The organism is Nocardioides sp. 616 (genome assembly GCF_002930065.1).
Classification (GTDB): Bacteria; Actinomycetota; Actinomycetes; order Propionibacteriales; family Nocardioidaceae; genus Nocardioides; species Nocardioides houyundeii.
On the sequence record NZ_POAG01000024.1, the window covers coordinates 72,562 to 98,776 of the forward strand.

At 72.3% G+C, this 26,215-nt stretch carries 28 protein-coding genes and 1 tRNA gene; 15 read left to right on the forward strand and 14 right to left on the reverse strand.

Annotated elements, in window-relative coordinates:
* Position 1 precedes the first annotated feature (1 nt).
* The 3 genes from C5H89_RS17210 to nth are packed head-to-tail and all read right to left on the reverse strand — an operon-like array spanning position 2 to position 1,950.
* Positions 2–697 carry a CoA pyrophosphatase gene (locus C5H89_RS17210; RefSeq protein ID WP_240181932.1) on the reverse strand — a complete coding sequence of 232 codons (696 nt, stop codon included), beginning with the start codon at positions 695–697 and terminating at the stop codon, positions 2–4.
* Positions 698–1,219 (reverse strand): TlpA disulfide reductase family protein, encoded by a 522-nt coding sequence (locus C5H89_RS17215; protein WP_104108201.1) that lies wholly within the window; start codon positions 1,217–1,219, stop codon positions 698–700.
* Positions 1,216–1,950, reverse strand: a complete 735-nt coding sequence (nth, locus tag C5H89_RS17220) for an endonuclease III (protein WP_240181933.1) — start codon at positions 1,948–1,950, stop codon at positions 1,216–1,218. Before nth ends, C5H89_RS17215 begins: the two co-directional genes overlap by 4 nt.
* Before the next feature lie 165 nt (positions 1,951–2,115).
* On the opposite strand from nth, the gene C5H89_RS17225 reads away from it, so the two are divergent.
* Entirely contained in the window at positions 2,116–2,793 is a 678-nt protein-coding gene (locus tag C5H89_RS17225) for a Crp/Fnr family transcriptional regulator (RefSeq protein WP_101525618.1), read from the forward strand.
* An 18-nt stretch (positions 2,794–2,811) separates the two neighbouring features.
* On the opposite strand, the gene C5H89_RS17230 is transcribed toward C5H89_RS17225, so the two are convergent.
* From C5H89_RS17230 to C5H89_RS19200, 5 genes are read right to left on the reverse strand one after another with little or no spacing between them, the layout of a single operon-like run.
* Positions 2,812–4,320, reverse strand: coding sequence for an acetyl-CoA hydrolase/transferase family protein (locus tag C5H89_RS17230; protein WP_205305100.1), 1,509 nt, complete (start codon positions 4,318–4,320; stop codon positions 2,812–2,814).
* A 7-nt stretch (positions 4,321–4,327) separates the two neighbouring features.
* Positions 4,328–5,182 carry an MBL fold metallo-hydrolase gene (locus C5H89_RS17235; protein ID WP_240181934.1) on the reverse strand — a complete coding sequence of 285 codons (855 nt, stop codon included), beginning with the start codon at positions 5,180–5,182 and terminating at the stop codon, positions 4,328–4,330.
* Complete coding sequence (locus C5H89_RS17240; RefSeq protein WP_240181935.1) at positions 5,179–6,036, reverse strand: NUDIX domain-containing protein; 858 nt, start codon at positions 6,034–6,036, stop codon at positions 5,179–5,181. Before C5H89_RS17240 ends, C5H89_RS17235 begins: the two co-directional genes overlap by 4 nt.
* A 2-nt stretch (positions 6,037–6,038) precedes the next feature.
* The gene (locus C5H89_RS17245; RefSeq protein WP_104108202.1) at positions 6,039–6,497 is read right to left on the reverse strand and encodes a RidA family protein; all 459 of its coding nucleotides are present in this window, start codon (positions 6,495–6,497) and stop codon (positions 6,039–6,041) included.
* A complete protein-coding gene (locus C5H89_RS19200; protein ID WP_199286720.1) occupies positions 6,494–6,652 on the reverse strand; it encodes a hypothetical protein in 159 nt (52 codons plus the stop codon). The genes C5H89_RS17245 and C5H89_RS19200 overlap by 4 nt, the downstream gene beginning before the upstream one ends.
* Before the next feature lie 75 nt (positions 6,653–6,727).
* On the opposite strand from C5H89_RS19200, the gene C5H89_RS17250 reads away from it, so the two are divergent.
* The 3 genes from C5H89_RS17250 to C5H89_RS17260 are packed head-to-tail and all read left to right on the forward strand — an operon-like array spanning position 6,728 to position 9,299.
* Complete coding sequence (locus C5H89_RS17250; RefSeq protein ID WP_104108203.1) at positions 6,728–7,894, forward strand: sensor histidine kinase; 1,167 nt, start codon at positions 6,728–6,730, stop codon at positions 7,892–7,894.
* On the forward strand, positions 7,891–8,559 hold the full coding sequence (locus tag C5H89_RS17255; protein ID WP_205305101.1) for a response regulator transcription factor: 669 nt from the start codon (positions 7,891–7,893) through the stop codon (positions 8,557–8,559). Before C5H89_RS17250 ends, C5H89_RS17255 begins: the two co-directional genes overlap by 4 nt.
* Positions 8,556–9,299 (forward strand): hypothetical protein, encoded by a 744-nt coding sequence (locus tag C5H89_RS17260; RefSeq protein WP_104108204.1) that lies wholly within the window; start codon positions 8,556–8,558, stop codon positions 9,297–9,299. The genes C5H89_RS17255 and C5H89_RS17260 overlap by 4 nt, the downstream gene beginning before the upstream one ends.
* On the opposite strand, the gene C5H89_RS17265 is transcribed toward C5H89_RS17260, so the two are convergent.
* Positions 9,280–9,738: a hypothetical protein gene (locus C5H89_RS17265; protein ID WP_162799443.1), complete on the reverse strand. Its 459-nt coding sequence runs from the start codon at positions 9,736–9,738 to the stop codon at positions 9,280–9,282. The genes C5H89_RS17260 and C5H89_RS17265 overlap by 20 nt on opposite strands.
* A 142-nt stretch (positions 9,739–9,880) precedes the next feature.
* Here C5H89_RS17265 and C5H89_RS17270 point away from each other — a divergent pair, with 142 nt between their 5' ends.
* From C5H89_RS17270 to C5H89_RS17295, 6 genes are all read left to right on the forward strand, one after another.
* A complete protein-coding gene (locus C5H89_RS17270) occupies positions 9,881–10,648 on the forward strand; it encodes an ABC transporter ATP-binding protein (RefSeq protein ID WP_104108206.1) in 768 nt (255 codons plus the stop codon).
* Between the two features lie 5 nt (positions 10,649–10,653).
* Positions 10,654–13,080 (forward strand): FtsX-like permease family protein, encoded by a 2,427-nt coding sequence (locus C5H89_RS17275; protein ID WP_104108207.1) that lies wholly within the window; start codon positions 10,654–10,656, stop codon positions 13,078–13,080.
* 163 nt (positions 13,081–13,243) lie between these two features.
* The gene (locus tag C5H89_RS17280; protein WP_162799445.1) at positions 13,244–14,425 is read left to right on the forward strand and encodes a hypothetical protein; all 1,182 of its coding nucleotides are present in this window, start codon (positions 13,244–13,246) and stop codon (positions 14,423–14,425) included.
* Positions 14,426–14,503: 78 nt separating this feature from the next.
* A complete protein-coding gene (locus tag C5H89_RS17285; RefSeq protein ID WP_104108209.1) occupies positions 14,504–15,001 on the forward strand; it encodes a DinB family protein in 498 nt (165 codons plus the stop codon).
* 37 nt (positions 15,002–15,038) lie between these two features.
* Positions 15,039–15,533, forward strand: coding sequence for a Cys-tRNA(Pro) deacylase (gene ybaK / locus C5H89_RS17290; protein WP_104108210.1), 495 nt, complete (start codon positions 15,039–15,041; stop codon positions 15,531–15,533).
* 34 nt (positions 15,534–15,567) lie between these two features.
* Positions 15,568–16,917 (forward strand): MFS transporter, encoded by a 1,350-nt coding sequence (locus C5H89_RS17295; protein ID WP_104108211.1) that lies wholly within the window; start codon positions 15,568–15,570, stop codon positions 16,915–16,917.
* Positions 16,918–16,936: 19 nt separating this feature from the next.
* On the opposite strand, the gene C5H89_RS17300 is transcribed toward C5H89_RS17295, so the two are convergent.
* The 3 genes from C5H89_RS17300 to C5H89_RS17310 are packed head-to-tail and all read right to left on the reverse strand — an operon-like array spanning position 16,937 to position 19,323.
* Complete coding sequence (locus tag C5H89_RS17300; RefSeq protein WP_104108212.1) at positions 16,937–17,929, reverse strand: hypothetical protein; 993 nt, start codon at positions 17,927–17,929, stop codon at positions 16,937–16,939.
* A gap of 9 nt (positions 17,930–17,938) precedes the next feature.
* On the reverse strand, positions 17,939–18,568 hold the full coding sequence (locus C5H89_RS17305) for a 3-oxoacid CoA-transferase subunit B (RefSeq protein ID WP_104108213.1): 630 nt from the start codon (positions 18,566–18,568) through the stop codon (positions 17,939–17,941).
* Positions 18,565–19,323, reverse strand: coding sequence for a CoA transferase subunit A (locus C5H89_RS17310; RefSeq protein ID WP_104108214.1), 759 nt, complete (start codon positions 19,321–19,323; stop codon positions 18,565–18,567). The genes C5H89_RS17305 and C5H89_RS17310 overlap by 4 nt, the downstream gene beginning before the upstream one ends.
* A gap of 108 nt (positions 19,324–19,431) precedes the next feature.
* Here C5H89_RS17310 and C5H89_RS17315 point away from each other — a divergent pair, with 108 nt between their 5' ends.
* Together C5H89_RS17315 and C5H89_RS17320 are read left to right on the forward strand one after the other, a co-directional pair.
* Positions 19,432–20,451 carry an ArsA-related P-loop ATPase gene (locus tag C5H89_RS17315; RefSeq protein WP_205305103.1) on the forward strand — a complete coding sequence of 340 codons (1,020 nt, stop codon included), beginning with the start codon at positions 19,432–19,434 and terminating at the stop codon, positions 20,449–20,451.
* A complete protein-coding gene (locus C5H89_RS17320) occupies positions 20,448–21,629 on the forward strand; it encodes an ArsA-related P-loop ATPase (protein WP_104108216.1) in 1,182 nt (393 codons plus the stop codon). Before C5H89_RS17315 ends, C5H89_RS17320 begins: the two co-directional genes overlap by 4 nt.
* Positions 21,630–21,654: 25 nt before the next feature.
* On the opposite strand, the gene C5H89_RS17325 is transcribed toward C5H89_RS17320, so the two are convergent.
* Positions 21,655–21,975, reverse strand: coding sequence for a WhiB family transcriptional regulator (locus C5H89_RS17325; protein ID WP_104108217.1), 321 nt, complete (start codon positions 21,973–21,975; stop codon positions 21,655–21,657).
* Between the two features lie 214 nt (positions 21,976–22,189).
* Between C5H89_RS17325 and C5H89_RS17330 the strand changes: the two genes are divergently transcribed.
* Positions 22,190–24,550, forward strand: coding sequence for a penicillin-binding protein (locus C5H89_RS17330; RefSeq protein ID WP_104108218.1), 2,361 nt, complete (start codon positions 22,190–22,192; stop codon positions 24,548–24,550).
* A gap of 8 nt (positions 24,551–24,558) precedes the next feature.
* Here the strand turns inward: C5H89_RS17330 and C5H89_RS17335 are convergent, their stop codons facing one another.
* Positions 24,559–25,017 (reverse strand): GatB/YqeY domain-containing protein, encoded by a 459-nt coding sequence (locus C5H89_RS17335; RefSeq protein ID WP_104108219.1) that lies wholly within the window; start codon positions 25,015–25,017, stop codon positions 24,559–24,561.
* A 26-nt stretch (positions 25,018–25,043) separates the two neighbouring features.
* Here C5H89_RS17335 and C5H89_RS17340 point away from each other — a divergent pair, with 26 nt between their 5' ends.
* Both C5H89_RS17340 and C5H89_RS17345 read left to right on the forward strand, forming a co-directional pair.
* A complete protein-coding gene (locus C5H89_RS17340) occupies positions 25,044–25,979 on the forward strand; it encodes a metallophosphoesterase (protein ID WP_240181936.1) in 936 nt (311 codons plus the stop codon).
* A 105-nt stretch (positions 25,980–26,084) separates the two neighbouring features.
* Positions 26,085–26,158 (forward strand) — tRNA-Pro (locus tag C5H89_RS17345).
* Positions 26,159–26,215: the final 57 nt, after the last annotated feature.

Here is a 26,215-nt window from a genome sequence, read left to right on the forward strand (position 1 = left end):
TCTACTCCCGAAGCTTGGTGTTGGGCGCGAGGTCCGCGCGCGTGTGCTCACCCTGCAGCATGTAGGCGGGCAGATCGCGCACCTCGCCCGCTTCCCACTCCGTGCCCCAGCCGAGGTAGTCGAAGAGCCGGGAGATGATGCCGGCGGTGAAGCCCCACAGGATCAGGTCGTGGTCCTCGCCGATCAGGAAGCCCGGGCCCAGCCATCCCGAGGGGTGCCGCACCGTGATCCGGTTGGCCGGGTCGAGCAGCTCGGCGAGCGCGACGTGGTGGATGGCGTGCACCTCCGCCGGACTCGCGCTCACCTCGCCGCGGTGCTGCCAGTAGCCCAGCACCGGGGTGACCGCCATGTTGGTCGGCGGCAGCCACAGCTCGGGGAGCTCCCCGAAGACCTCGATCTCCTCGGAGACCAGCCCGATCTCCTCCCACGCCTCGCGCAGCGCCGCCTGGAGCACGCTCTCCCCGGGATCGATGTGACCGCCGGGAAAGGAGACCTGGCCGGGGTGGGACCGCATGTGGTGCGCGCGCTCGGTGAGCAGCAGCTCGGGCTCCCCGCTCACGGACTCAGCGAAGAGCATCAGCACCGCGCCCTTGCGGGTCTGGGCGTCCGGCGGGGGGACGAAGCGGGTGAGGTGGTCGGCGGTGATGGTCCGGGCGCCTTCGGCCACCGGCTGCAGCCACTCGGGGAGCTCGATCACTCAGACCCCCAGGTGCTTGTGCACCAGAGCCTCGAGCTCGGCGACGTCCTCGATGACGGCGAACTCCCAGGCCACCACCTGGCCCTCGGCGTCGACGAAGGCCAGGAAGGGCAGCCCCCGCAGGTGGGGGAAGGGCCCGAGCCGGTCCAGCTCGCCGTCGGGGTCGCTCAGCAACCGGTAGGTCACCCCGGTCTGGCGCACCAGCGTGCGCGCCTCGTCGACCTGGGGGTCCTGGTAGTCCACCCCGAGCACCTCGACCCGACCGTCGTAGGCGGCGGCGAACTTCTCCAGCACCGGCATCTCCTGGCGGCACGGGCCGCACCACGACGCCCAGAGATTGACCACCATGGGCCCGCGGAGCGTGGCCAGGTCGACCGGCTCCCCGCCGGTGAACGAGGCCAGCTCGACCGAGGGCAGCGGCGCGGGCAGCGCGACCGCACCTGGCTTGGCGTCCGAGTCGCCCCCGCGACATCCGGTGAGCACCACCGCGGCCAGCAGCAGCAGCACCAGCGCCCGCCTCATGCCGGACCCTGGGTCTTGACCAGGGCTGCCGCGACCACGGGGTCGGTCGGCCCCGCGCCGTACGACGGGCACCACTGCGCGACCGGGCACGCGCCGCAGGCCGGCTTCTTGGCGTGGCAGCGCCGGCGCCCGTGCCAGATGACGTGGTGGCTGAGCATCGTCCAGTCCTTCTTGGGGAACAGCGCGCCGATCTCGTGCTCGACCTTGACCGGATCGGTCTCCTCGGTCCAGCCGAAGCGGCGCACCAGCCGGCCGAAGTGCGTGTCGACGGTGATCCCGGGGACGCCGAAGGCGTTGCCGAGCACCACGTTGGCCGTCTTGCGTCCCACCCCGGGCAAGGTCACCAGGTCCTCCAGCCGGCCCGGCACCTGGCCGTCGTACCGCTCGACCAGCGCGGCGCTCAGCTTGAGCAGCGACTCGGTCTTGGCCCGGAAGAACCCCAGCGGTCCGACGATCTGCTCCAGGCTCTCCCGCGGTGCCGCGGCCATCGCCGCGGGGTCCGGGTACGCCGCGAACAGCGTCGGGCGCACCGCGTTGACCCGCCGGTCGGTGGTCTGGGCGCTGAGGACGGTGACCACGAGCAGCTGGAACGGGTCGTCGAAGTCCAGCTCGCAACGCGCGTCGGGATAGGTCTCGGCGAGCACCCGGTTGATCTTGCGGGCTCGCCGCACCAGCGAGGTGTCAGGCGGCGCGGGGACGACCACGCGGCTGGGACGGGGGGCTACGGGCACCGGGCCAGCCTACGGTGGAGCACCCACCGCCCTGCCCAGGGTGGAGGGTGTCTCAGGCGCCGAACTGCCTTTGTTTGACCCCGAAATGTCCTTGTGAGCAAGGCCACTGGTTAAGATCAGAGTGTTCCCGTCTGTCTCGGGGGCTTTGCGACGACTGGAGGACATGTGGACACCGACGTGCTTCGGCAGGCACCGCTCTTCAGCGCACTCGACGACGAGGCCGCCGCCGCCCTGCGCAACTCGATGGCCGAGACGAAGCTGCGACGCGGCGAGGTCCTCTTCCACGAGGGCGACTCCGGCGACCGGCTCTACATCGTGACCGACGGCAAGGTGAAGCTGGGCCGCTCGGCCGCCGACGGCCGGGAGAACCTGCTCGCGGTGATGGGACCCGGACAGATGTTCGGCGAGCTCTCCCTCTTCGACCCGGGCCCGCGCTCGGCCACCGTCACCGCGGTCACCGACGCGGGGTTCGCCTCGCTCTCCCACGACGACCTGCTGCTGTGGCTGGAGGGCCGCCCGATGGTGGCCCGCAGCCTGCTGTCGCAGCTGGCCGCCCGGCTGCGCAAGTCCAACGACGTGGTCTCCGACCTGGTCTTCTCCGACGTCCCCGGCCGCGTGGCCAAGGCCCTGCTCGACCTGGCCGAGCGCTTCGGCCGGACCGCCGACGACGGGGTGCACGTGCACCACGACCTCACCCAGGAGGAGCTCGCCCAGCTGGTCGGCGCCTCGCGGGAGACCGTCAACAAGGCGCTGGCCGACTTCGCCTCGCGCGGCTGGATCCGCCTGGAGCCCCGCTCCGTGGTGATCATGGACGTCGACCGCCTGGGGCGTCGCGCCCGCTGACGGAGACTCGTCTCGGGCTCACATGCTCCCGGTGTCCAGGTACCTCTGGTGCCAGCTGAGCGCCTCGCCCAGCAGGTGCGGGGTGTGCCGCGCGGTGGGCCGCGCGGCGATCGCCCGGTCCAGGTAGTCGGTGAGCCGGTCGGCGTACGACGGGTGCGCGCAGCTGGCGATCACCCTGCGGGCCCGGTCGTGCGGCGAGAGCCCGCGCAGGTCGGCGAGCCCCCGCTCGGTCACGATCACGTGCACGTCGTGCTCGGTGTGGTCGACGTGGCTGGCCATCGGCACGATCGAGGAGATGGCGCCGTTCTTGGCCGTCGAGGGTGAGACGAAGAAGTTCAGGTAGGCATTGCGGGCGAAGTCGCCGCTGCCGCCGATCCCGTTCATCACCGCCGAGCCCATCACGTGGGTGGAGTTCACGTGGCCGTAGATGTCGGCCTCGATCATCCCGTTCATCGCGATCACGCCGAGCCGGCGCACCAGCTCGGGGTGGTTGGAGATCTCCTCGCTGCGCAGCAGGATTCGGCCCTTGTAGCCGTCGATGCCGTCCATGAACCGCTTGACCCCGGCGCTGGAGAGGCCGAAGGAGGTGGCGGAGGCGAAGCGCAGGGTGCCGTCGTCGAGCAGGTCGAGCATGCCGTCCTGGATCACCTCGGTGAAGGCCACCAGGTCGGTGAACTCGCTGCTGCCGAGCCCCGCGAGCACCGCGTTGGCGACGTTGCCGACCCCGGACTGGATGGGGAGCAGCTCCGGGGGCATCCGCCCGGCCGCGACCTCGTGGCGCAGGAAGTCCAGCACGTGCCCGGCGATGGCCTCGGAGACCGCGTCGGGGGCGGTGAAGTCGCTGTTGCGGTCCGGCGCCCGGGTCTCCACGACGGCGACCACCTTGGCGGGGTCCACCCTCAGGTAGGGGTCGCCGATGCGGTCGGTGGGGTCGTCGAGCGGGATCGGCACCCGGTGGGGCGGCAGCGCGGTCTTGTAGTAGACGTCGTGGAAGCCCTCGAACTCCCGGGGCTGCCAGTGGTTGACCTCGAGGATCACCTTGTCGGCCTGGTCGAGCCAGGTCTTGTTGTTGCCGATGGAGCTGCTGGGCACCAGCATCCCGCCCGGCAGCACGGCGGTCACCTCCACCACGGCGACGTTGAGGCGGCCGTAGAAGCCGAACCACATGTGCGGGGCGGAGTGGCTCAGGTGCGCGTCGACGTAGTCGACCTCACCGGCGTTGATCAGGGCCCGCAGCGTGGGGTCGGAGTTGTAGGGCATCCGGCTGGAGATGGCGCGCGCCTCGGCGAGCACGCCGTCGGCATCGGGTGCGGTCGAGGCTCCGGTCCACAGCCCGATCTGGAACTCCTCGCCGCGCTCGTGCGCCGCGACCACCCGCCGGCCCAGCGCGGTCGGCACCTCCTTGGGGTAGCCGGCACCGGTGAAGCCGCTCATCCCGACGTTGTCGCCCGGCTGGATGTGCTGCACCGCCTCCGCGGCGCTCATCACGCGGGACAGCAGCACGGGGTCGGTGATCCGAGAGTTCACCACGCGATTATCCCAGGTCCCCGCGCGCCCCGGCGAGGTGCGCCAGCTGGGCCCGGACCGAGAGCTCCGCGGCACCCCACAGCACCGGGTCGACGTCGGCGTAGACGCGCTCCACGACGGTGTGCGGGGTGAGCGTGGCTCCGCTGCCCGGTGCGAGGTCCAGCTCGGTGAGGGCGGCCGCGAGGGTCGGCTGGTCGGACAGGTCCAGCACCGCCTGCTCGACCTGGGCCAGGCGCTCGTGCCGGTGCGCGATGTAGAAGTCCAGGGCGCCCAGCGCGTCCTCGATCACCGGGCCGTGACCGGGCCAGATGGTCTGCGCCTCGCGGGCCTCGGCCAGCGCGTGCAGCCGGTCCAGGGAGTCCAGGTAGGCGCCGAGCTGACCGTCGGGATGGGCGACCACGGTGGTGCCGCGACCCAGCACCGTGTCGCCGGTGAGGATCGCCCGGTCGGCGGGCAGCAGGAAGGAGAGAGAGTCGGCGGTGTGTCCAGGCGTCGCCACCACGTGCACCTCCAGGCCGTCGACCTCCACCACGTCGCCGTCGCCGAGTCCTTCGCCACCGAGCCGGTGGCCGGGATCCAGGGCGCGCACCCCGCAGCCCATCCGCTGCGCGAACTCCGCCGCCGCCTCGGAGTGGTCGAGGTGGTGGTGGGTGAGCAGGACCACCGCGACCTCCTCGGCGTGCGCGGCGACGGAGTCGAGGTGGCTCAGGATCGACGGACCGGGGTCCACCACCACGGAGCGTCGCGCGCCGGGCTCGCGGAGCACCCAGGTGTTGGTGCCGTCCAGCGTCATCAGGTTCGCGTTGGGCGCGAGCACGCACCGCGCCCGGTCCCCGAAGGTCCCGCCCTGCCAGGTGGTCACGACCCCTCGCGCTCCAGCAGCAGCTCGACGTACGCCGGAGGCGTGGACAGCAGGTGCCCGTCGGCGTCCTCGACCACCTCGGGCATGAACATCTCCACCCTGCGGTCTGCGGCTGCTGCCAGCACCGCGTCGGGGGTCTCGAAGCCGGAGATCTCCAGGCAGGTGAGCCAGGTCGGCGGCAGCATCCCGATCTCCTGCGCCTCGGCCCGGCGTACCGCCTCGGCGGCGGGCACCCAGCGCACCGAGGAGGCCTCGGTGCCCACGTGCCGGGTGACCTGCCCCTCGGGCATGGCGGCCACGAAGAACCAGGTCCGGTAGCGGCGCGGCTCGAAGATCGGCGTCAGCCAACCCGACCACGCGCCCAGCAGGTCGGTGCGCAGCACCAGGCCCCGGCGCACCAGGAAGTCGCTGAAGTGCAGCTCCCGCGACTCCAGGGCGACCCGGTCGGCCTCCCAGTCGTCGCCCGAGGTGTCGTCGACCAGGGTGGACGCTGACGGGCCGGCCAGCAGCACCCCGGACTCCTCGAAGGTTTCGCGCACCGCGGCACACACCAGGGCGCGCGCCTTGTCCTCGCCGGTGCCCAGGCGCTCGGCCCACTCGGTCGGCGACGGACCGGCCCACGCCACCGCGGGGTCGTCGTCGCGGGGGTCGACCCCGCCCCCGGGGAAGACGCACATGCCGCCGGCGAAGGCCATCGACGTCTGCCGGCGCAGGAGGTAGAGGTCGGGCTCGTCCGCTCCGGGACGCATCAGCACGACGGTGGCCGCGTCCCGCGGCTCGGCCGGCTCGGCGTGACCGTCGGCGAACGCGCGGGCGGCCTCGATCAGGTGGTGGGGCAGCGGAAGCCGTTGCACACTCACACCTCCACGACGAGCTCGACCTCGACGGGGGCGTCCAGCGGCAGCACGCTCACCCCGACGGCCGAGCGCGCGTGCGCCCCGGCCTCGCCGAAGATCTCGCCCAGCAGCTCCGAGACCCCGTTGGCGACCTGCGGCTGGCCGGTGAAGTCGGGGGTGCTCGCCACGAAGCACACCACCTTGACCACCCGTCGGATCGCGGAGAGGTCGTCGATCTGGGCCTTCACCGCGGCGAGGGCGTTGAGGGCGCACTGACGCGCGCACTCCACCGCCTCCTCCAGGGACACCTCGCCACCGACCTTGCCGGCCAGCATCAGCTCGCCGGCGCGCATCGGCAGCTGGCCGGAGGTGAACACGTGGTTCCCCGAACGCACCGCAGGCACGTAGGCCGCCACCGGAGCTGCGACCTCCGGCACGCTCAGCCCGAGCTCGGCGAGCCTCTCCTCGGGGTGCATCAGCCCGCCAGCGGCCGCTTGAAGAAGCCGACGTAGTTGTCAGGGGTCTGTCCGGGCATCAGCTGGATCAGCTCCCAGCCGTCGTGGCCGAAGTTGTCCAGGATCTGCTTGGCGGCGTGGTTGAGGATCGGTGCCGTGAAGTACTCCCACTTAGTCATGGGGGGACCCTACTCCGGCACAGATCCTCCCCTGGTCGGACGTCTGCCGGCCCGACGCGGACTACCTTGGCGGGCATGACCGGTGCCCGCGTTGCAGCCCAGGCGTCGGTGCCGTGGCAGCTGGGGCCGCGTTGGCGCCAGCGGTTCGACCTGCTCCTGGTCGCCGGCCTGATGCTCCCGGTGGTCGCCCTCCTGCTGTCTGGCGCCGACCCCGCGTGGACGATCCTGGCCAGCGCCCAGATCCTCCCGCTGGCCTGGCGACGCGGGCACCCCACGGCGGTCTTCGCCGCGGTCGCGGTGGCCTCGGCCGCCCAGGTGCTGCTGCTGGACACCCCCATCTGGGGACAGGTGGCGTTCCCCGTCGCGGTCTACTCGGTGGCTCGCTTCGGCACGGGCGTCCGGGCCTGGGTGGCGCTCGGGGTGGGCATCGTGGCCGCGGCGGTCGCCACCGTCGACTGGACCGGCTCCCTGGGCCAGGGCTGGACCGGACTGGTGCCGAACTTCGGCACCATCAGCGCCCTCGTGGTCACCTCCTGGGCACTGGGCACCATGGGCCGGGTCCGGGAGGCGCACATCGGCACCCTGGTGGACCGGGCCGAGCAGGCCGAGCGGATCGCCCAGCGCGAGGTCGAGCTCGCCGCCCAGGACGAGCGGGCCCGGATCGCCCGCGAGATGCACGACGTGGTGGCCCACGGGCTCTCGGTGATCGTGGTGCAGGCCGACGGCGCCCGGTACGCCGCCGCCAAGGACCCGGACGTCGCGGTGACGACCTTGGAGACCATCGGCGTCACCGGCCGGGAGGCGCTGACGGAGATGCGTCGCATGCTGGGCCTGCTGCGCACCGGCGACACCGGCGTACGCCCGCAGCCGACGCTGGCCGACCTGCCGCACCTGGTGGCGGAGGCGAGGGCGGCGGGGACCGAGGTGGCCGCCGAGCTGCCGGACCCTGGGGCCGAGGTCCCCGAGGGCGTCGGGCTGGCGGCGTACCGGATCGTGCAGGAGGCGCTGACCAACGTGCGCAAGCACGCCGGTCCCGACGCCAGCGTGCGGCTGGAGGTGCGGGTCGGGACGGAGGTCGCCATCGAGGTGGCCGACGACGGCCGGGGCTCGGCGGCGACCGACGACGGCCGCGGGCACGGGCTGGTCGGGATGCGGGAGCGGGCCGCTGCGCACGGCGGCACCATGAGATCAGGGCCGGTCGCCGGCGGCGGGTACGCCGTCTCTGCGAGGATCCCCCGGTGACCGCGCCCGAACCCATCCGGGTCTTCCTCGTCGACGACCAGCAGATGGTGCGCGCCGGCTTCCGGATGCTGGTGGAGTCCCAGGACGACATGGTCGTGGTCGGGGACGCCGGCGACGGCGGCGAGGCGCTGCAGCAGCTCGCGGTGACCGCGGCCGACGTGGTGCTGATGGACGTCCGGATGCCGCGGATGGACGGCGTCGAGGCGACGCGGCGGCTCCAGGCCACCAGCACGCCGCCCCGGGTCATCGTGCTGACCACCTTCGACCTCGACGAGTACGCTTTCGAGGCGATCCGGGCCGGCGCCTCGGCCTTCCTGCTCAAGGACGCCACCCCACCGGACCTGCTCGGCGCCATCCGGTCCGTGCACGCCGGCGACTCGGTGGTCGCCCCCAGCACCACCCGGCGCCTGCTGGACCACTTCGCAGCCCTGCCTGCCCCCGGGGCAGCACCCACGGACGGCCGGCTCTCGGTGCTGACCGAGCGCGAGCGCGAGGTGCTCACCCTGGTCGCCCGCGGTCGCACCAACCCCGAGATCGCCGCGGACCTGGTGGTCGCCGAGACGACCGTGAAGACCCACATCGGCCGGATCCTGGCCAAGACCGGCTCCCGGGACCGGGTACAGCTGGTGGTGCTGGCGTATGAGTCCGGGCTGGTCTCTGCGTGAGCCTCGCGCTGCCGGCCCCGGCTCCGGTCCGTCCGGAGCGGGTCCCGGCCGACCGGTGGGTGCACTGGACGGCGCGCCTGCTGCTCGCCTGCCTCGTGTCGACCCTGCTCTGGCTCAGCCTGGCGGCGAGCCGGCCGGCCACGCTTGCGGACCTCGAGACGCAGCTGCGGGCCAGGGAGGTCGAGACGCTCGAGGTGAGGGGCGGGCTCCAGTCCCCCGACTCTCAGGGCTACTCGCCCGTCGACCTGCGCTGGCGCTCCGGCTGGACCCGGCACGAGGCGACGGCCGTGGAGGCGTCACCCGGCCGGATGACCCGAGAGGCCGTGCGGTCGCAGCGCTCCTGGACGGGCGCGCCGTACCCCGTCGTCGAGCCCGGGCTCCGCGAGCGGCTCGCCGGCCTCGACCCTGACGTGCGGATCGTCGAGATGGTCCGGCAGTCCGGCTACGGCACGTTCTACGGCTGGAAGACCCCGATGGTGTCGTTCTCGGTGCTGCTCGTCTTCTGGCTCGGCACGTTGGTGCTGGTCCTGCTGCAACCGGCGGCACCCCAGCGGGCCACGAGGGTCGCGTGGACCTGGCTGGTCCTGCTCACCGGCCCCCTGGGCGCGCTCGGCTACCTCGTGCTGGGCGGACCTGCCGGACTGCTGGACCCCCCAGCGCCCGGCCGACGCCGACTGACGGGCGGCTGGGCGTTCGTGCTGGCCGTCGCGGCCACCGCGGTCATGAGTCCTGACCGCTGAGCGGGTCCGGCGTCACCTGGACCAGGTCCTCAGGGTCGGCCCGGACGGCGTCGCTCTTCTCCTGCCGCTTCTCCAGGACGTTCATCGCGAGGGTGAGCACGGCACCGCCGACCGCCAGCACGACGCGGGGGTGCTTCACCCCGTGCCGCGTCAGCCAGTCGAAGGAGGCGGCGTCCAGCCGTTCGCCCAACCGGACGCTGCCATAGACCGTCGCGGCCACCCCGGCGGCGATCGCTCCCCGGGCGACGGGGGGCAGCACCACCTCACCGCCGTCCTCGTCCTTCTGCGGCTGCGCGGCGACCTGGTAGGCCCCGGCGGCGCTCAGCGCGGTGAGACCGAGCCGGTAGCCGCGGCGCATCCGCGGGGAGAGACGCCGGGGGTCCACCAGGGTGGCGGCTCCGGCGCCGAGGGCCATGACGAGATCGGAACGGCTCAACATGGAGCCGAGACTAACGAGCCGCCCCAGTGCGGGCCGTCCTCCCCAGGTCGTACGTCGAGCGCCCGACTCCACCCGTCGACGTACGCCGGGTTCCGTCCCGGGGCCGACGGAAACCCCCGCGCGACCCGGAAGCCTGGTCACCATGACCACCACTCCTGACCTTGCCGGGACCACCCGGACCGACGTCGCCGCCAGCGCTCGCGGCCTGACCAAGACCTACGGCCACGACGACAACGTCGTGCACGCGTTGCGCGGCGTCGACCTGGACGTCCCCGCCGGCCGCTTCACCGCCATCATGGGGCCCTCGGGCTCCGGCAAGTCCACGCTGATGCACTGCCTGGCCGGGCTGGACGCCGCGACCAGCGGCAGCATCTCGGTGGCCGGACGGGACCTCGCGGGGATGGACGACACCGCCCTGACGCTGTTCCGGCGCGAGCACATCGGGTTCGTCTTCCAGGCCTTCAACCTGCTGCCGATGCTCACCGCGGGGCAGAACATCCTGCTCCCGCTGGAGCTCTCCGGTCGCCCGGTCGACCGGGAGCGCTACGACTCGGTGGTCGCCGTCCTCGGCCTCGCCGACCGCCTCGGCCACCTGCCCAGCCAGCTCTCCGGCGGCCAGCAGCAGCGGGTGGCGATCGCCCGTGCGCTGGTCACCCAGCCCGCCATCGTCTTCGCCGACGAGCCCACCGGCAACCTGGACAGCGAGGCCAGCGCCGAAGTGCTGGGCCACCTGCGGCGCTCGGTGCGCGAGCTCGGGATGACCGTGGTGATGGTGACCCACGAGCTGGACGCCGCGGCGTACGCCGACGACGTGGTGGTCATCCACGACGGCGCGATCAGTGCCCACCTGACCGAGCCCACCCACGACGAGCTGGTCGTCGCCCTGCGCCGCACGGTGGCGACGTCGTGAGAGGCATGGGGACGGTGCTGCTGGCCTCGCTGCGGCGCAACACCCGGCGCTACGTCGCCTCCACGATCGCGGTGGTCATCGGCGTGGCCTTCGTGATGGTCACCAACGGCCTCTCCAACGCCACCCGGGACGGGCTCACCCGCGACGCCGGCGCGCCGTACCAGGCGGTGGACCTGGTGCTGGAGTTCCCGACCGAGGACGAGGCGGTCGCCCTGATGGCGCGGGCCGCCGAGGACGGCTTCCCGGCCGGCATCAGCGGCTACGCGGTGGCGCCCGTCTCGCGGGACGGGATCGAGCTCAGCTCCTCCGCCGACGTCGGCGAGGTCGCCACCGACCCGGCGATGCAGTGGCAGACGCTGACCGCGGGCCGGCTCCCGACCGGGCCGGGCGAGGCGGTGGTGGACCACAACGCGGCCAAGAGCAACGGTGCCGAGATCGGTGACCGGCTGGCGCTCGGCACCGGCACGGACGCCGTCGAGGTCGAGCTGGTCGGTCTGGTGGACAGTCCCGCGTCCAGCGGCAGCTCGGTCTACCTCACCTGGCCCGACCTGCGCCGGCTGAAGGACTCGCTGTGGATCGAGGCCGTCGCCTGGGGCGGCGGCGCCGACCTGGCCCGCCGGCTCGCGCCCGAGGCGACGCTCACCGACACCGAGGCGTACGTCGCCCAGCGCCAGGCCGACATCGCCCGCGGGGTGGACTACCTGGCGATCATGGCGCTCCTCTTCGTGGCGATCGCCCTCTTCGTGGCGGTGATGGTCATCGCCAACACCTTCTCCATCCTCTTCGCCCAGCGGATGCGCGACTTTGCGCTGCTGCGCTGCGTGGGCGTCACCCGTCGTCAGCTGCGCAGGTCGGTGCGGCTGGAGGCCCTGCTCCTCGGGCTGGTCTCCTCGGCGCTCGGCGTGCTGGTGGGGATGCTCGGCGGGCTCGGGCTGACCCGGCTGGTGGGAATCTGGTTCGACGACATCGGCGAGGTCTCGTTCGGCGCCTCCTGGATCGTCGGCGCGCTGGTGCTGGGCACCCTGGTGACCCTCGCGGCGGCCTGGCTGCCGACCCGTGCGGTGACCCGGGTGACTCCGCTGGCCGCGCTGCGCCCGGACACCGGGGTGGAGGTGCGCTCGGCCGCGGGACGCCTGCGGATCGGGTCCGCGGTGACCCTGCTCGTGCTCGGCACCGGGGTGCTCGCCGCGGCCGTCGCCGGCGACGAGGTCGGCGCCACCATGCTGCTGATGGTGGCCGGCGGCATCACGGTCTTCGGTGGGGTGCTGCTGCTGGGTCCGTTGCTGGTGCCGGCGCTGATCCGCGTGGCCGGACGGCTGCTGGGCGACGGTCCGGTACGACGGCTGGCGACCGGCAACGCGGTGCGCAACCCACGGCGCACCGCCACCACGGCCGCCTCGCTGCTGGTGGGCGTCACCCTGACCACCGCGGTGCTCACCGGGCTGGCGACCTCCCGCTCCGCGCTGGCCGAGGAGATGGACGAGTCCAACCCCCTCGACGCCTCCCTGACCGCGCTCGAGGAGCCGCTCCCGGCCGACCTGGTGACCCGGGTCCGCGCCGTCGAGGGCGTGGCGGACGCGGTCGCGCTCGACGGCGCCCTGGCCCGGATCGGCGACCAGGTCGTGCCGCTGATCGGGGTCGGGGAGCGCCCCGCAGTGGTGCGCGGCACCGACGACCTGGCCCCCACCGACGGGGTGATCCGCCTGCCCGGGGTCGTGACCAAGGACCTGGGCGAGAAGTCGCGCCGCCAGTGGGCCGACGACGGCACCCTGGACGTCGTGGTGGGCGACCGGGTGCGGACCCTGCAGGTCGAGGAGGGCGGCGGCTGGGGCACCGCCGGACTGGTCTCCGCGCAGACCCTGGCAGCCCTGAGCACCGATCCGGTCCCGACCGCGGTCTGGGTGCGGGCCACCGACGACGCCGACCCCGAGGACCTGCGCGGCGACCTCGCGGCGCTCGCCGGACCTGCCGGCGCCGCGATCGCCGGCGGCCACCAGGAACGCGCCTGGGTCGAGCTGCAGGTCGACATCCTCACCGGCTCGGTGGTCGGGCTGCTGGGCATCGCGGTGGTGATCGCCCTGATCGGCATCGGCAACACCCTGGGCCTCTCGGTGCTGGAGCGGAGCCGGGAGAACGCCCTGCTGCGGGCGATGGGACTGACCCGCACCCAGCTGCGCCGGGCGATGGCGATCGAGGGACTGCTGCTCTCCCTGGTCGCGACTCTGGTCGGCACCGCCCTGGGCGTCGCCTTCGCCTGGGTCGGGGTCGAGGTGATGGTCGCCGACGTCGTCGGTGGGACGGCGATGACGCTGCCGCTGGGCCAGCTGGTGCTGGTGGTGCTGGTGGCCGCGCTCGCCGGGCTGGCGGCCTCCGTGCTGCCCGCGCGCCGGGCGGCGCGGGTGGCGCCGGCCGCGGGGCTGGCGATGGAGTGACCGGCTGGAAGCGGGAGCAGCGCCGTCCTCTCCGGGACGCCCCGACGGGCGGCGTTCATGACGGGGCCGATGATGTTCGGCTGAGACAGCGCGCGTCGGTGCCCGTTCTGTAGCAGACTCGCGCTCGCACTCGCAGGACGAGAAGTTACGGGGAAACAGGCAGATGAATCCGTTGTTGCGCTCGTGGGACCGCTTGTACATCTACGTCGCGGTCATCGGCCTCGTGGCGATCGTCTCGCACTGGTCATTGATCTGGCACCACCCTGTGCCCGACTTCGACACCGACACCCTCATCGGCCAGGCGCCCGGCAACTGCGGAAAGCCGTGGATCCTCGCTGGCATGGGCGACACTGCTCATCCGCTCGGCAACGCGCTGATCCAGCAGTACATCTGCCTGTGGGACGGCTCGTCGACGGTGAACCTGAACCAGGCGTGGGCGCTGTTGCTGGTCGCCGCCGTCACGGGGATCGCGCTGCTTCTGCTCATGGTGTCGTGGCGGACCGGCGCGGGGCCGCTCTCGGCGGCCGTCGCCCTCGGCTACGTCGGCACCTCGCCGGCGCTCCGCACGCTCTCCGCCCGAGCCGAGGAGGACTGGATCGGCCTCACGTTGTTCGTGCTCGTCACGGTCCTCGTCCTGCTGTACCACCGGGCCGATACGGGACTGAGCTGGCGACTGGCAGGCATCGCCGTGGCCACTACCCTGCTGGCGGTGTGGCACTTCCAGTACATGCTCGTGCTGGCGTTCGGCCTGACCCCGTGGGCAGTGCTCGCGATGGCCAAGCCGCGCTGGGCCGGCACGACGCGGCGCAAGGCGATCGCGCTGGGCGTGGCGATGGCGGTCCCGAGCGGCGCCACTCTGGGCACCCTCTTCGGCACCGGCTACGCCGTCCGGGTTGAGTACCACAAGCTCTACCTGAGCATCTTCAACCCGGACTACTGGGAGGGCATCCTCCACTGGCTGCGCAACTACACGACGTACTCCTCGCGGTGGCTCACCGGCTGGCTGGGCAACGACGGCCAGCAGGAGAAGCTGTTCGCCGCTCCCGAGACGTGGCCGTTCGTGGTCCTTGGCCTCGTCGCCCTAGCGACCGTCGTGCTGCTGCTCGTCTTCACCCGCAATGCGGTGCTGATCGCAATCGGGTTCGGCTGCCTGGTGCTGCCCTTCCTCTTCGAGCCTCACAACGCCGAGCGCTGGGACCCGACGAGCGTCATCGTCGCCCTCGCCCTGGCCCACGGCGTCTCGACGTGTGCCCGCGGCGCGCACCCCGTCGAGCCGGTGGCCGGCGAACTCGCGGGTGAACCGGAAGCCCTCGGCGTCGAAGCATCGCCTCCGGCCCGGGTCTGAGGATCTTGGTACGGCCCTGGCGGCCATCGTCGCCGTCGCCGTAGCCGTCGCCGCAGTGACGGCGCTAGCCTTGGGGGGATGTGGACCGCACTCGTCACCGACCTCTTCGACCGCACCCACGACTCCTGGCACGACCTGCTGGACGGCCTCGACGCGGCGCACCTGGAGCGGCGGCCCACTCCGGAGGCCAACTCACCCGGCTGGATCACCTGGCACGCGCTGCGGGTCCAGGACGACCACCTCGCCGACCTGGCGAGCCGGTCGCAGGTGTGGCACGAGGGGTGGGCCGACCAGCTGGGCCTCCCCTACGCCGCCGACGCCACCGGCTACGGCATGAGCAGCGCCGAGGTGGGCGCCTTCACCGTGGAGCCCGCCCTGCTCCTGGGGTACGCCGACGCCGTGCAGGAACGCACGACGGCCATCGTGCGTGGGTTGGCCGACGACAGCCTGGACCGGGTGGTCGACGAGAGCTGGGACCCGCCGGTGACCCTGGGGGTGCGGCTGGTCAGCGTCGTCAACGACGTCACCCAGCACGTCGGCCAGGTCGGCTACGCCCTCGGTCTCACTGCCGACTGACTCAGCGCCGACCGAGGCTGCTGGCTACCCTTCGGCCATGGCGAGGAAGGCTGGCGGCGGCACCCCCGCGACCGACGCGCTGCAGGCGGCCGGTGTGCCCTTCGCGCTGCGGGCCTACGAGCACGACCCGCGGGTGACGTCGTACGGGATGGAGGCGGCTCAGGCGCTGGGGGTCGACCCGGACCGGGTGTTCAAGACCCTGCTGGTCGACATCGGGAGCACCTCGCCCCAGCTGGCCGTTGGCGTGGTGCCGGTGACGGGCCGCCTCGACCTCAAGGCTCTGGCCGGCGCACTGGGCGCCAAGAGGGCGGTGATGGCCGACCCCGCCGCGGCCGCCCGCGCCACCGGGTACGTCGTGGGCGGGATCTCCCCGATCGGCCAGCGGACGCTGCTGCCCACGGTCGTCGACGAGACCGCGGTGCTGCACGAGACGATCCTGGTCTCCGGCGGCAAGCGGGGCCTCGACGTCGAGCTCGCTCCCGACGACCTGGTCGCGCTGCTCTCCGCGTCGTACGCCGACATCGCCCGCTGATCCTGGCGGCCCGGGCAGCGCATAGTCTCGGCCGGTGAGCAACCGTCCCCCCGTCGAGTCAGGGGGGATCCTCTCCCCGGCCTACCTCGCCACGACCGCGGCCGCCTTCTCGCTGATCGCGATCGTCGCCTTCGAGTCGCTCGCGGTGACCACGGTGATGCCGGGCGTGGCCGAGGAGCTGGGCGGCGTCGGCCTCTACGCCCTGGCCTTCGCCGCCCCCCTGGCCAGCGGCGTGGTCGGCATGGTGCTCGCCGGGATGTGGAGCGACCGGAGCGGCCCGGCGCTGCCGCTGGTCGCGGCACTGGTCGCCCTCTCCGCCGGCCTCGTGGTCTGCGGCACGGCGCCGTCGATGGAGGTGCTGGTCGCCGGCCGGGTGCTCCAGGGACTGGGCGGTGGCGGGGCCACCGTCGTCCTCTACGTGATCGTCGGGCTGGTCTACCCGACCCGGCTGCAGCCCTCGATCCTGGCCAGCTTCGCCGCGGCCTGGGTGCTGCCGGCGCTGTTCGGTCCCTACCTCGCGGCCCTGGTGGCCGACGCGTTCGGCTGGCGCTGGGTCTTCCTCAGCGTGGTCGCCCTGATCGCCCTGTCCCTGCTCGTCCTGGCTCCGACGCTGCGGACCGCCCCCAAGGGTGTCGAGGACGCCGACCCGCCCCAGCTGTCGCGGCTGTGGTGGGCGGTCGCAGCCGGCGCCGGCGCGCTCGGCGTGAAGCTGCTCGACTCCTCGCTGTGGCTGGCCGGCGGCTGCCTGGTCGTCGTGCTGTTCGGCCTCTCGCGGCTGATGCCCACCGGCACCATGCGGCTAGGTCGCGGCCTGCCCTCGGTGATCGCCACCCGCGGCCTGTTGAGCGCGGGCTTCTTCTGCGCCGAGGCCTACATCGTCTTCGTGCTCCAGGAGAAGTGGGGCATCGCTGCCGCCACCGCCGGGCTCGCGCTGACCGCCGTCGGCGTGGTCTGGGCCCTGGGCAGCCAGGCCCAGGCCCGGCTGCCCAAGGTCTCCCACACCCGCGTCCTGGTCACCGGCACCTCGGTGGTGCTCCTCGGCGTCACCCTGCTGACGCTGGTGGTCCGGCTCGAGGCGCCGGCACCTGTGGCGATGGCGGCGTACGTGCTGGCCGGGGCGGGCATGGGGTTCGCCTTCCCGCGGCTCGGAGTGGCCATGCTCCAGCACTCCTCCGACCGGGACCGCGGCGCCAACTCCTCGGCGCTGGCCGCTGCGGACTCGCTCAGCGCCGCGCTGGCGCTCGCGATCACCGGCGTGGTCTTCGCCCGCACCGAGGCGGCCGGGGCGGACGCCTTCGTCGCGGTCTACCTGGTCGCGATCGTCTGCTCGGCGGGTGCGGTGGTCGCCGCGAGCCGGACCGCGTCGGACGCCGTACGCCGCTGAGCGCCCGCGGCCGCCGGGCTCAGGAGGTCCCGGCGCTGGAGGTCGTGACTTCGGGCACCCGGGTGCACTCGGCCCCGGAGCAGGCGGCCAGGTGGGTGACCTGGTCCTCGCCGTAGAGGGACACCAGGACCCGGCCGTCGGCGTCCCACTCGACGTCCTCGAACGTCTGTGGGGACGCCACCCGGTAGCGGATCACCGGCTTGCCGGCCAGGGTGCGCACCCGGGCAGACACTCCTCCGTTGCCGACGACGAGCACCGACCGACCGTCCGGCGAGAAGCCGGAGACGGACTCGCCGCAGTTGCGCCACAGCTGCCTGCCCGAGTCGATCCGGGCGAGGACCGTGCACCCGCCGTTGTACTGGTCGGCGTCGTCGGTGAAGCGGGCGTAGATCCCGAGGTCGAGATCGCCGACGTAGGCGCTCTGGTTGCTCAACCGCGCGACCCTGCCGGTCCGGTGCTGCCACAGGTGGGTGCCGCCACTCGCTCCCCCGACCCCGCCCACCAGGACGCGGTCGCGGTCCACGTCGAGGGCATACACCGCGTCGTTGAGCGTGCGCGAGGCGAGCACCTTGCCGGTCCGCGCGCGGAGCACCCGCAGCTCGGTCCGGAACCTGACCACCTTGCTGGTCACCAGCAGCCGGCCGTCGGCGGAGAGCTGCGAGCCGTCGACGCCCCGGGCCAGCACCCGGCGCGTCCCGTCGCGCTCGACGCGCAGGACGTCGGCCAGCCGGCCGCGCCAGGCCTCGACCACGTAGCCGCGACCCGCGGCGCGCCCGACGACCCAGACGTGCGCCGGGACGCTGATCCGGACGTTGCCGTCGACCAGGGTGCGCCGGCCCTCGAGGTGCGGCCCTGCGACCGGGGCGCCGAGCGGCAGCGTCTCGAGGAGCGGGACCACCACGACGGGCTCGGTCGGCGCCGCCGCGACGGGGGCGGCGAGCAGGCCCGCTCCCACCATGGGGACGGCCAGCACGGCGATGGCTCGCCGGAGGAGGGTGTGGGCAAGGGTCATCCCGCGAGGCTATGCCCGGATCGCCGGCTCCGTCTTCTCCCGCACCTCGTCCATGGACACTCCCGGCGCGAGCTCGACCAGCACCAGGCCGTCGGGGGTCACGTCGAGCACGCAGAGGTCGGTGATGATCCGCTCGACCACCGCCCGGCCGGTGTAGGGCAGGGAGCACTCCTGGACGATCTTGTAGGAGCCGTCGCGAGCCACGTGCTCCATCAGCACGATCACCCGCTTGGCGCCGTGCACCAGGTCCATCGCGCCGCCCATCCCCTTGACCATCTTGCCGGGGATCATCCAGTTGGCGATGTCGCCGGCGGCCGAGACCTGCATCGCGCCGAGGATGGCGGCGTCGATCTTGCCGCCGCGGATCATCCCGAACGACGTCGCGGAGTCGAAGAACGACGCCCCGCGCCGCAAGGTCACGGTCTCCTTCCCGGCGTTGATCAGGTCGGGGTCCTCCTCGCCCTCGAACGGGTAGGCCCCCACGCCCAGGATCCCGTTCTCCGACTGCAGCACCAGCTCGACGTCGTCGGGGACGTAGTTGGGCACCAGGGTCGGCAGCCCGATGCCGAGGTTGACGTAGGAGCCGTCCGACAGCTCAGCGGCCGCGCGGGCGGCCATCTCCTCACGGGTCCAGCTCATCGGGTCCTCACCGTCCGCTTCTCGATCCGCTTCTCGTTCGCCTGCGCAGGCGTCAGCGCCACCACGCGCTGCACGTAGACACCCGGGGTGTGCACGTCGTTGGGGTCCAGCTCGCCGGGCTCGACCAGGTGCTCGACCTCGGCGATGGTGAGCCGCCCGCACATCGCGGCGAGCGGGTTGAAGTTGCGTGCGGAGTCGCGGTAGACGAGGTTGCCGTGCCGGTCGCCCTTCCAGGCACGGACCAGGCCGAAGTCGGCCACGATCGCCTCCTCCAGCACGTACTCCCGGCCGCCGAAGTCCCGGGTCTCCTTGGCCGGGGAGGCGACCACCACGTTGCCGGCGTCGTCGTACCGCCAGGGCAGGCCGCCCTCGGCGACCTGGGTGCCGCCCCCGGTGGCGGTGAAGAACGCCGGGATGCCGGAGCCGCCGGCCCGCATCCGCTCCGCCAGGGTCCCCTGGGGGGTGAGCTCGACCTCCAGCTCCCCGGAGAGATACTGGCGGGCGAACTCCTTGTTCTCCCCCACGTAGGAAGAGATCATCCGCCGCAGCCGCTTGGCCATCAGCAGCTTGCCCAGTCCCCAGTCGTCGACGCCGCAGTTGTTCGAGACCGCCTCGAGGTCACCGACTCCGGCCTCCAGCAGCGCGTCGATCAGCACCGAGGGGATGCCGCACAACCCGAAGCCGCCGACCGCCAGCGTGGCTCCGCTCCCGATGTCAGCCACGGCCTCCGCGGCGCTGGCAACGACCTTGTCCATCGGGCTCCTCTCACCGGGCGCCACAGGTGCGCACGCGAGACGGCCGGTGTGGCCGCCGTCACGGATCCTATTCCGCGCACCTCTGGTCCGTGTGCCTATCCTGCGAAGGTGACTTCTCAGACCTCAGCAGCGGACTGGTCGGGTGTGGAGCTGCACGTCGTCACCGGCAAGGGCGGCACGGGCAAGTCCACGGTCGCCGCGGCCCTGGCCCTGGCGCTCGCCTCCTCGGGACGCAACGTGCTCCTGTGCGAGGTCGAGGGTCGCCAGGGCATCGCCCGCATGTTCGACGTCGACCCGCTGCCCTACGCCGAGACCCGGATCGCCCGCGGACTGGCCGACGCCCAGGGCCGGGCCGGGACCGTCTACGCCCTGCACGTGGACCCGGAGTCCGCGCTGCTGGAGTATCTGGCGATGTACTACAAGCTGGGCCGGGCCGGGAAGGCCCTGGACCGCTTCGGGGTGGTGGAGTTCGCCACCACCATCGCCCCGGGCGTGCGGGACGTGCTGCTGACCGGCAAGGTCTACGAGGCGGTGCAGCGCAACGCCCGCAACAAGAAGGCCCGGCACTACGACGCCGTCGTGCTGGACGCCCCGCCCACGGGCCGGATCACCCAGTTCCTCAACGTCAACGGCGAGCTGGCCGGCCTGGCCAAGGTCGGCCCGATCAAGACCCAGGCCGACACCGTGATGACCCTGTTCCGCTCCGCGCGCACCGCGGTGCACCTGGTGACCCTGCTGGAGGAGATGCCGGTGCAGGAGACTGCCGACGGCATCGTCGAGCTGGGCAAGGCCGACCTCCCCGTCGGCGGGGTCGTGGTGAACCTGGTCCGGCCGCACGACCTGGACCAGGAGGCGCTCGACGCCGCCTGCGGGGGCGGGCTGGACCGCGCCGCCATCGAGGCCGACCTGGAGTCCGTGGGGATCGAGGTCAGCGACGCGCTGGTCGAGGAGCTGGTGACCGAGGGCTGCGAGCACGCCGCGCGGCGCAACCTCGAGGACACCCAGCGGGCGCTGGTCGCCGACCTCGACCGACCGACGTACGAGCTGCCGCTGCTGGCCGGCGGCGTGGACCTCGGCGGGCTCTACGAGCTGGCCGCCGCACTCAAGGAACAGGGGCTGGGACGATGAGCAGGACCCGGGTCGGGCCGTTGGCCGCCGAGCCGGTGGAGGCGCCGGCGCTCAACCTCGACGAGCTGATCGACGACCGCCGCATCGGCATCGTGGTGTGCTGCGGCTCCGGGGGCGTGGGCAAGACCACGACGGCGGCGGCACTGGCGCTGCGCGCCGCCGAGCGCGGACGCAACGTGGTCGTGCTGACCATCGACCCCGCCCGGCGCCTGGCGCAGGCGATGGGCATCGAGCGGCTCGACAACGTGCCCCGCCCGGTCTCCGGCCTGGTCCCCGCGGACCCCGACGGCACCGGCTCGCTGGACGCGATGATGCTGGACATGAAGCGCACCTTCGACGAGGTGGTCACCAGCCAGGCCACCCCGGAGAAGGCGAAGCAGATCCTGGAGAACCCCTTCTACATCGCCCTGTCCAGCTCGTTCGCGGGCACCCAGGAGTACATGGCGATGGAGAAGCTGGGCCAGATCCACCGCCAGGCCCGCCAGGACGGGTCCTACGACCTGATCGTGGTGGACACCCCGCCCTCGCGCTCGGCGCTGGACTTCCTGGACGCACCCGAGCGGCTCTCCAGCTTCCTCGACGGCCGGTTCATCCGGATCCTGCTGGCTCCGGCCCGCGGGCCGGCCCGCCTGATGTCAGCGGGGCTCGGCATCGTCACCGGCGCGCTGACCAAGATCCTGGGGACCCAGGTGCTGCGCGACATGCAGCTGTTCGTCGCCGCGTTCGACACCCTCTTCGGGGGCTTCCGGGCACGCGCGGAGAAGACGTTCGCGCTGCTCCAGGACGACCAGACCGCATTCGTGGTGGTCGCGGCCCCGGAGGAGGACGCCCTGCGCGAGGCGGCGTACTTCGTGGAGCGCCTCAACGAGGACGACATGCCCCTGGCCGGCCTGGTGGTCAACCGGGCGAGCCCGGAGACCGACGGCGACCTCAGCTCCGACGAGGCCGCTGCCGCAGCCGAGCGGCTGCAGCGCGCGAGCGCCGACTCGGTGACCGGGGGGCTGTTGCGGCTGCACGCGGACCGGGTGCGCATGGCGTCTCGGGAACACCGGTTGCGCAGCAGGTTCGCGGCAGCTCACCCCAGCGTGCCGACGGTGGTGGTGCGAGCACTGCCCACCGACGTGCACGACCTGGACGGGCTCCGGCAGATCGGCGCCCTGCTCGCGGGCGACGCCTGAGGCTTCCCCGGACGTCGCCGACGGATCAGTTCAGGGCCGGGGCGGTCTCGCTCGGGACCTCGACCGGGATGGCGCTGCGGGTGTGCTCCTCGCGGGCGGTCTCCAGGACGGTGCGCCAGCTGGCGCCGGGGCGGCGACGGAGCAGCGCCCGGCGCTCACGCTCGGTCATCCCGCCCCAGACTCCCCACTCGATCTGGTTGTCGAGGGCCTCCGCGAGGCACTCGGTACGGACAGGGCAGCCGCTGCACAGCTGCTTGGCCTTGTTCTGCTCGGCGCCGCGCACGAACAGCTGGTCGGGTGCTGATTCCCGACAGGCCGCCTTCGACGTCCACTCCTCGACCCACATGGTTACTCCCAAGATCCTCAAAATGCGGGTGGACATCCCCATGATTTCCACTCCACGTTCATGCATTACCAAATGTAGGTATGGATCCGGGATGCCGACAGACACCTTTAGCCCACATCGACTAGTCATAGGTGACTAGTCGGTAGGGACCACCCGGTCCCGCCGCCGGACGAGGCATTCGGGGCATTCGCGCCCTCGGCGTACATTGGTGCGCATGTCCACGCCTGCCGACGAGCGCCCTCGGTCTCGTGTTGTCCTGACTCACCTGGGCGTGATGGCTGCGGTCGCCATGGTCCTGGGCCTGCTCACCGCCGGCCTCGCGCTGCCGTTCGTCGCCGTGGTCGGGGCCGCGGTCAAGGACGTGTCCGAGGGCATGGACGACCTGCCGGCCGAGCTCGAGACCCGTCCCCTGGCCGAGAAGACCTCCATTGTCGACGGCCAGGGCAACCTGATCGCCTCGCTCTACGACGAGAACCGGATCAGCGTCGGCCTGGACCAGATCTCTCGCACGATGGTGGAGTCCATCGTGTCGATCGAGGACTACCGCTTCTACCGCCACGGCGCGATGGACCTCAAGGGCACCCTTCGCGCGCTGGTCACCAACCAGGCCAACTCCGGCATGGTCCAGGGTGGATCCTCCATCACCCAGCAGATGGTCAAGCTCACCCTGCTGGACCAGGCCAAGACCAAGAAGGAGAAGATCGCCGCCACCGACGACACCTACGCGCGCAAGCTGCGCGAGCTGCGTTACGCGATCGCCTTCGAGCAGAACTACTCCAAGGACTGGATCCTGGAGCGCTACCTCAACATCGCCTACTTCGGCGACGGCACCTACGGCATCCAGTCCGCGGCCAAGCACTTCTTCAACAAGAACGCCAGCCGGCTCAACCTCAAGCAGTCGGCGCTGCTGGCCGGCCTGGTCAAGAACCCCACCGGCTACGACCCGACGAACTACCCCGAGCGAGCCCTGGCCCGGCGCAACGTGGTGCTGGACCGGATGGCCGAGCTCAACGTGATCACCCGCGAGAAGGCCGAGGAGGTCAAGGGCAAGGGGCTCGGGCTCGACGTCCAGGTCGCGGCCAACGGCTGCGTGAACTCCCCCGCGCCGTTCTTCTGCGACTACGTCTACAACTACCTGCTCGAGGACCGCGCCCTGGGTGAGACCAAGGCCGAGCGCAAGCAGCTGCTGCGCTCCGGCGGCCTGACGGTGCGCACCTCGATCGACCTGAACTACCAGAAGGCGGCCGACGAGTCGGTCCAGTCCCACGTCTACCCGACCGACCAGGCCATCGGCGGGCTGGCGATGGTCGAGCCCCGCACCGGCAACGTCAAGGCGCTGGCCCAGTCGCGGCCGATGGGCGCCAAGAAGAACGAGGGCCAGACCTACCTCAACTACGTCGTCCCCGAGAAGTACGGCGACTCCAAGGGGTTCCAGGCCGGCTCCACGTTCAAGGCGTTCGTGCTGGCCGCGGCGGTCAAGCAGGGCATCCCGATGACCCAGACGATCTACTCCCCGGAGTCGCTGGTGCTCCGCAAGGAGGACTACATCGACTGCGACGGCAAGCCGTACGACTATGGCCCGTGGCCGGTGAGCAACTCCACCACGTCGGGCAGCAAGAACATGTACACCGGGACCCGGGAGTCGGTGAACACCTTCTACGCCCAGCTGATGCGCGAGACCGGCCTCTGCGAGCCCTACAACCTGGCCAAGAAGATGGGCATCCAGCTCGACAACCCCGAGGGCGACGAGTACGGCCGCGGCGCCGAGCGGGTCGCCTCCTTCACCCTCGGTGTCCCCGACACCAGCCCGCTGGAGATGGCCGAGGCGTACGCCACCTTCGCCGGCCGTGGCCTGCACTGCGACTCGCGCCCGGTCACCGCGATCGAGGACGCCCAGGGCAACCTGCTCAAGAGCTATCCCGAGAAGTGCCAGCAGGTGCTTCCCGGTGCTGTCGCCGACGCCGTCAACGACGTGCTGCGCGGCGTGATGGAGCCGGGCGGGTTCGGCCAGTACATCGCCCCCTCCGCCCGGGTCTCCGCGGGCAAGACCGGCACCACCCAGAGTGGTCGTGCGGTGTGGTTCGTCGGCTACACCCCGACCTTGGCGGCGGCCTCGATGATCGCCGGCGCCAACCAGTTCGGGGAGCCGATCGAGCTCGGCGGCCAGACCGTCGGTGGCACCTACATCAGTGCCGCCTCGGGCTCCGGGGTCGCGGGACCGATGTGGGGTGACGCCATGGACGTCGTCGCGCCCACGCTGCCCGAGGAGGACTTCCAGCGGCCCAACGGCACCGAGATCGCCGGCGTGCTCACCACCGTGCCCAGCGTGAGCGGCATGCCGCTGGAGCAGGCGCAGCAGGTGCTCACCGACGCCGGCTTCACCCCGTCGGTGGGCAGCTACGTCAACTCCGAGGTGACCTCGGGCGCCATCGCCTACAGCGCACCGGGCGCCGGCGCCTCGCTGAGCAGCGGCGACACCGTGGTGATCTACCCCTCCACCGGCTACGTGCCGGCCGAGCCCCGCAAGGGCAAGGGCAAGAAGGGCCGGGGCCGCGGCGGACGCGGACGGGGCTGAGCCCAGGCTCAGGCCAGCTGGCGGCGCACCTCGGCCGCCACGGCCCCGCCGTCGGCGCGGCCCTTGACCTGCGGCGTCACCACGCCCATGACCTTGCCCATGGCCTTCATGCCCTCACCCGCGGCGCCAGTCTGCTCGATGGCGGCGCGGACCAGCTCCGCGACCTCGGCGTCGGTCAGGGGAGCGGGCAGGTAGTCCGCGATCACGGCCGCCTCGTCGGTCTCCTTCTGCGCCATCTCGGTCCGGCCCGCCTCGAAGAAGGCCGCCGCGGCCTCGCGGCGCTTCTTGGCCTCGGAAGAGAGGACGCCGATGACGTCGTCGTCGGTGAGCTCGCGCTGCACCTTGCCGGCCACCTCGGCGTTGGTGATGGCGGTGAGCACCATCCGCAGGGTCGAGGAGCGCAGCTCGTCCCGGGCCTTCATCGATGCGGTCAGGTCGGTGCGGAGGCGGTCCTTGAGGCTGCTCATGGGCCCCAGTGTGGCAGCCTTGCCGCGTGACCCCCACCCGGATCCTCCCCCGCCTCGCCGGCGTTGGCCTCGGTGCGGGCGTGGGCGCGGGCCTCGGACTGGCCGCGTACGGCGTCTGGGAGGCCCGCGCCTACACCCTGCGCGAGGTGACTGTGCCGGTGCTTCCCGCCGGCAGCCCCGACCTGCGGGTGCTCCACCTCTCCGACATCCACATGACGCCGGACCAGCGGGCCAAGCAGGAGTGGCTGGCCGGCCTGGCCGCCCTGGAGCCGGACCTGGTGATCAACACCGGGGACAACCTCGCCCACCGGCGCTCGGTGCCGGTGGTGCTGGAGGCCCTCTCCGGCCTGCTGGGCGTCCCCGGCGCCTACGTGCTGGGCTCCAACGACTACTACTCCCCCAGCCTGCGCAACCCGCTGCGCTACCTCCTGCCCGATGACGGCCGCCGGCACACCGACGTCCCCCAGCTGCCCTGGCCCGACCTCAAGGCCGGGTTCGACGAGGCCGGCTGGCTGGACCTGACCAACGGGTTCGGGTCGCTGGTGGTCAACGGGACCAGGATCAGCTTCGCCGGCGTGGACGACCCGCACCTGGAGTACGACGACCTGTCGCGGGTGGCCGGTCCCGCCGACCCCGACGCCGACCTGCGGCTCGCGGTCTGCCACGCGCCGTACCTGCGGGTCCTGGACCAGTTCGCCCGGGACGGCTACGACGCGATCATCGCCGGCCACACCCACGGCGGCCAGGTCTGCCTGCCCGGCGGCCGCGCGCTGACCACCAACTGCGACCTCGATCCCGCCCGCGCCCGGGGTCTGCACCGGCACCCGGCGGACTCCTCCCCCGGCGAGCCCGGTTCGTCCTGGCTGCACGTCTCCGCCGGGCTGGGCACCAACCCCTATGTCCGGGTCCGGGTCGCGTGCCGTCCCGAGGCGACCCTGCTGACCCTGGTCGCCCGCACCTGAGCCCGCTCGGCCACCGTCGGTCCCACCACGCGGGGCGATTTCGGGGGGCCCATCCTGCTCGGGTATGCTCGCGGTGCTCGTGAGGGTCTCGATCCTTGCGATCGTCGGGCTGTGGCGCAGCTTGGTAGCGCGCCTCGTTCGGGACGAGGAGGCCGCAGGTTCAAATCCTGTCAGCCCGACAGTGTGATGTCTTCACGACATCGAGAGGCCCGAACCCACGGAAGTGGGTTCGGGCC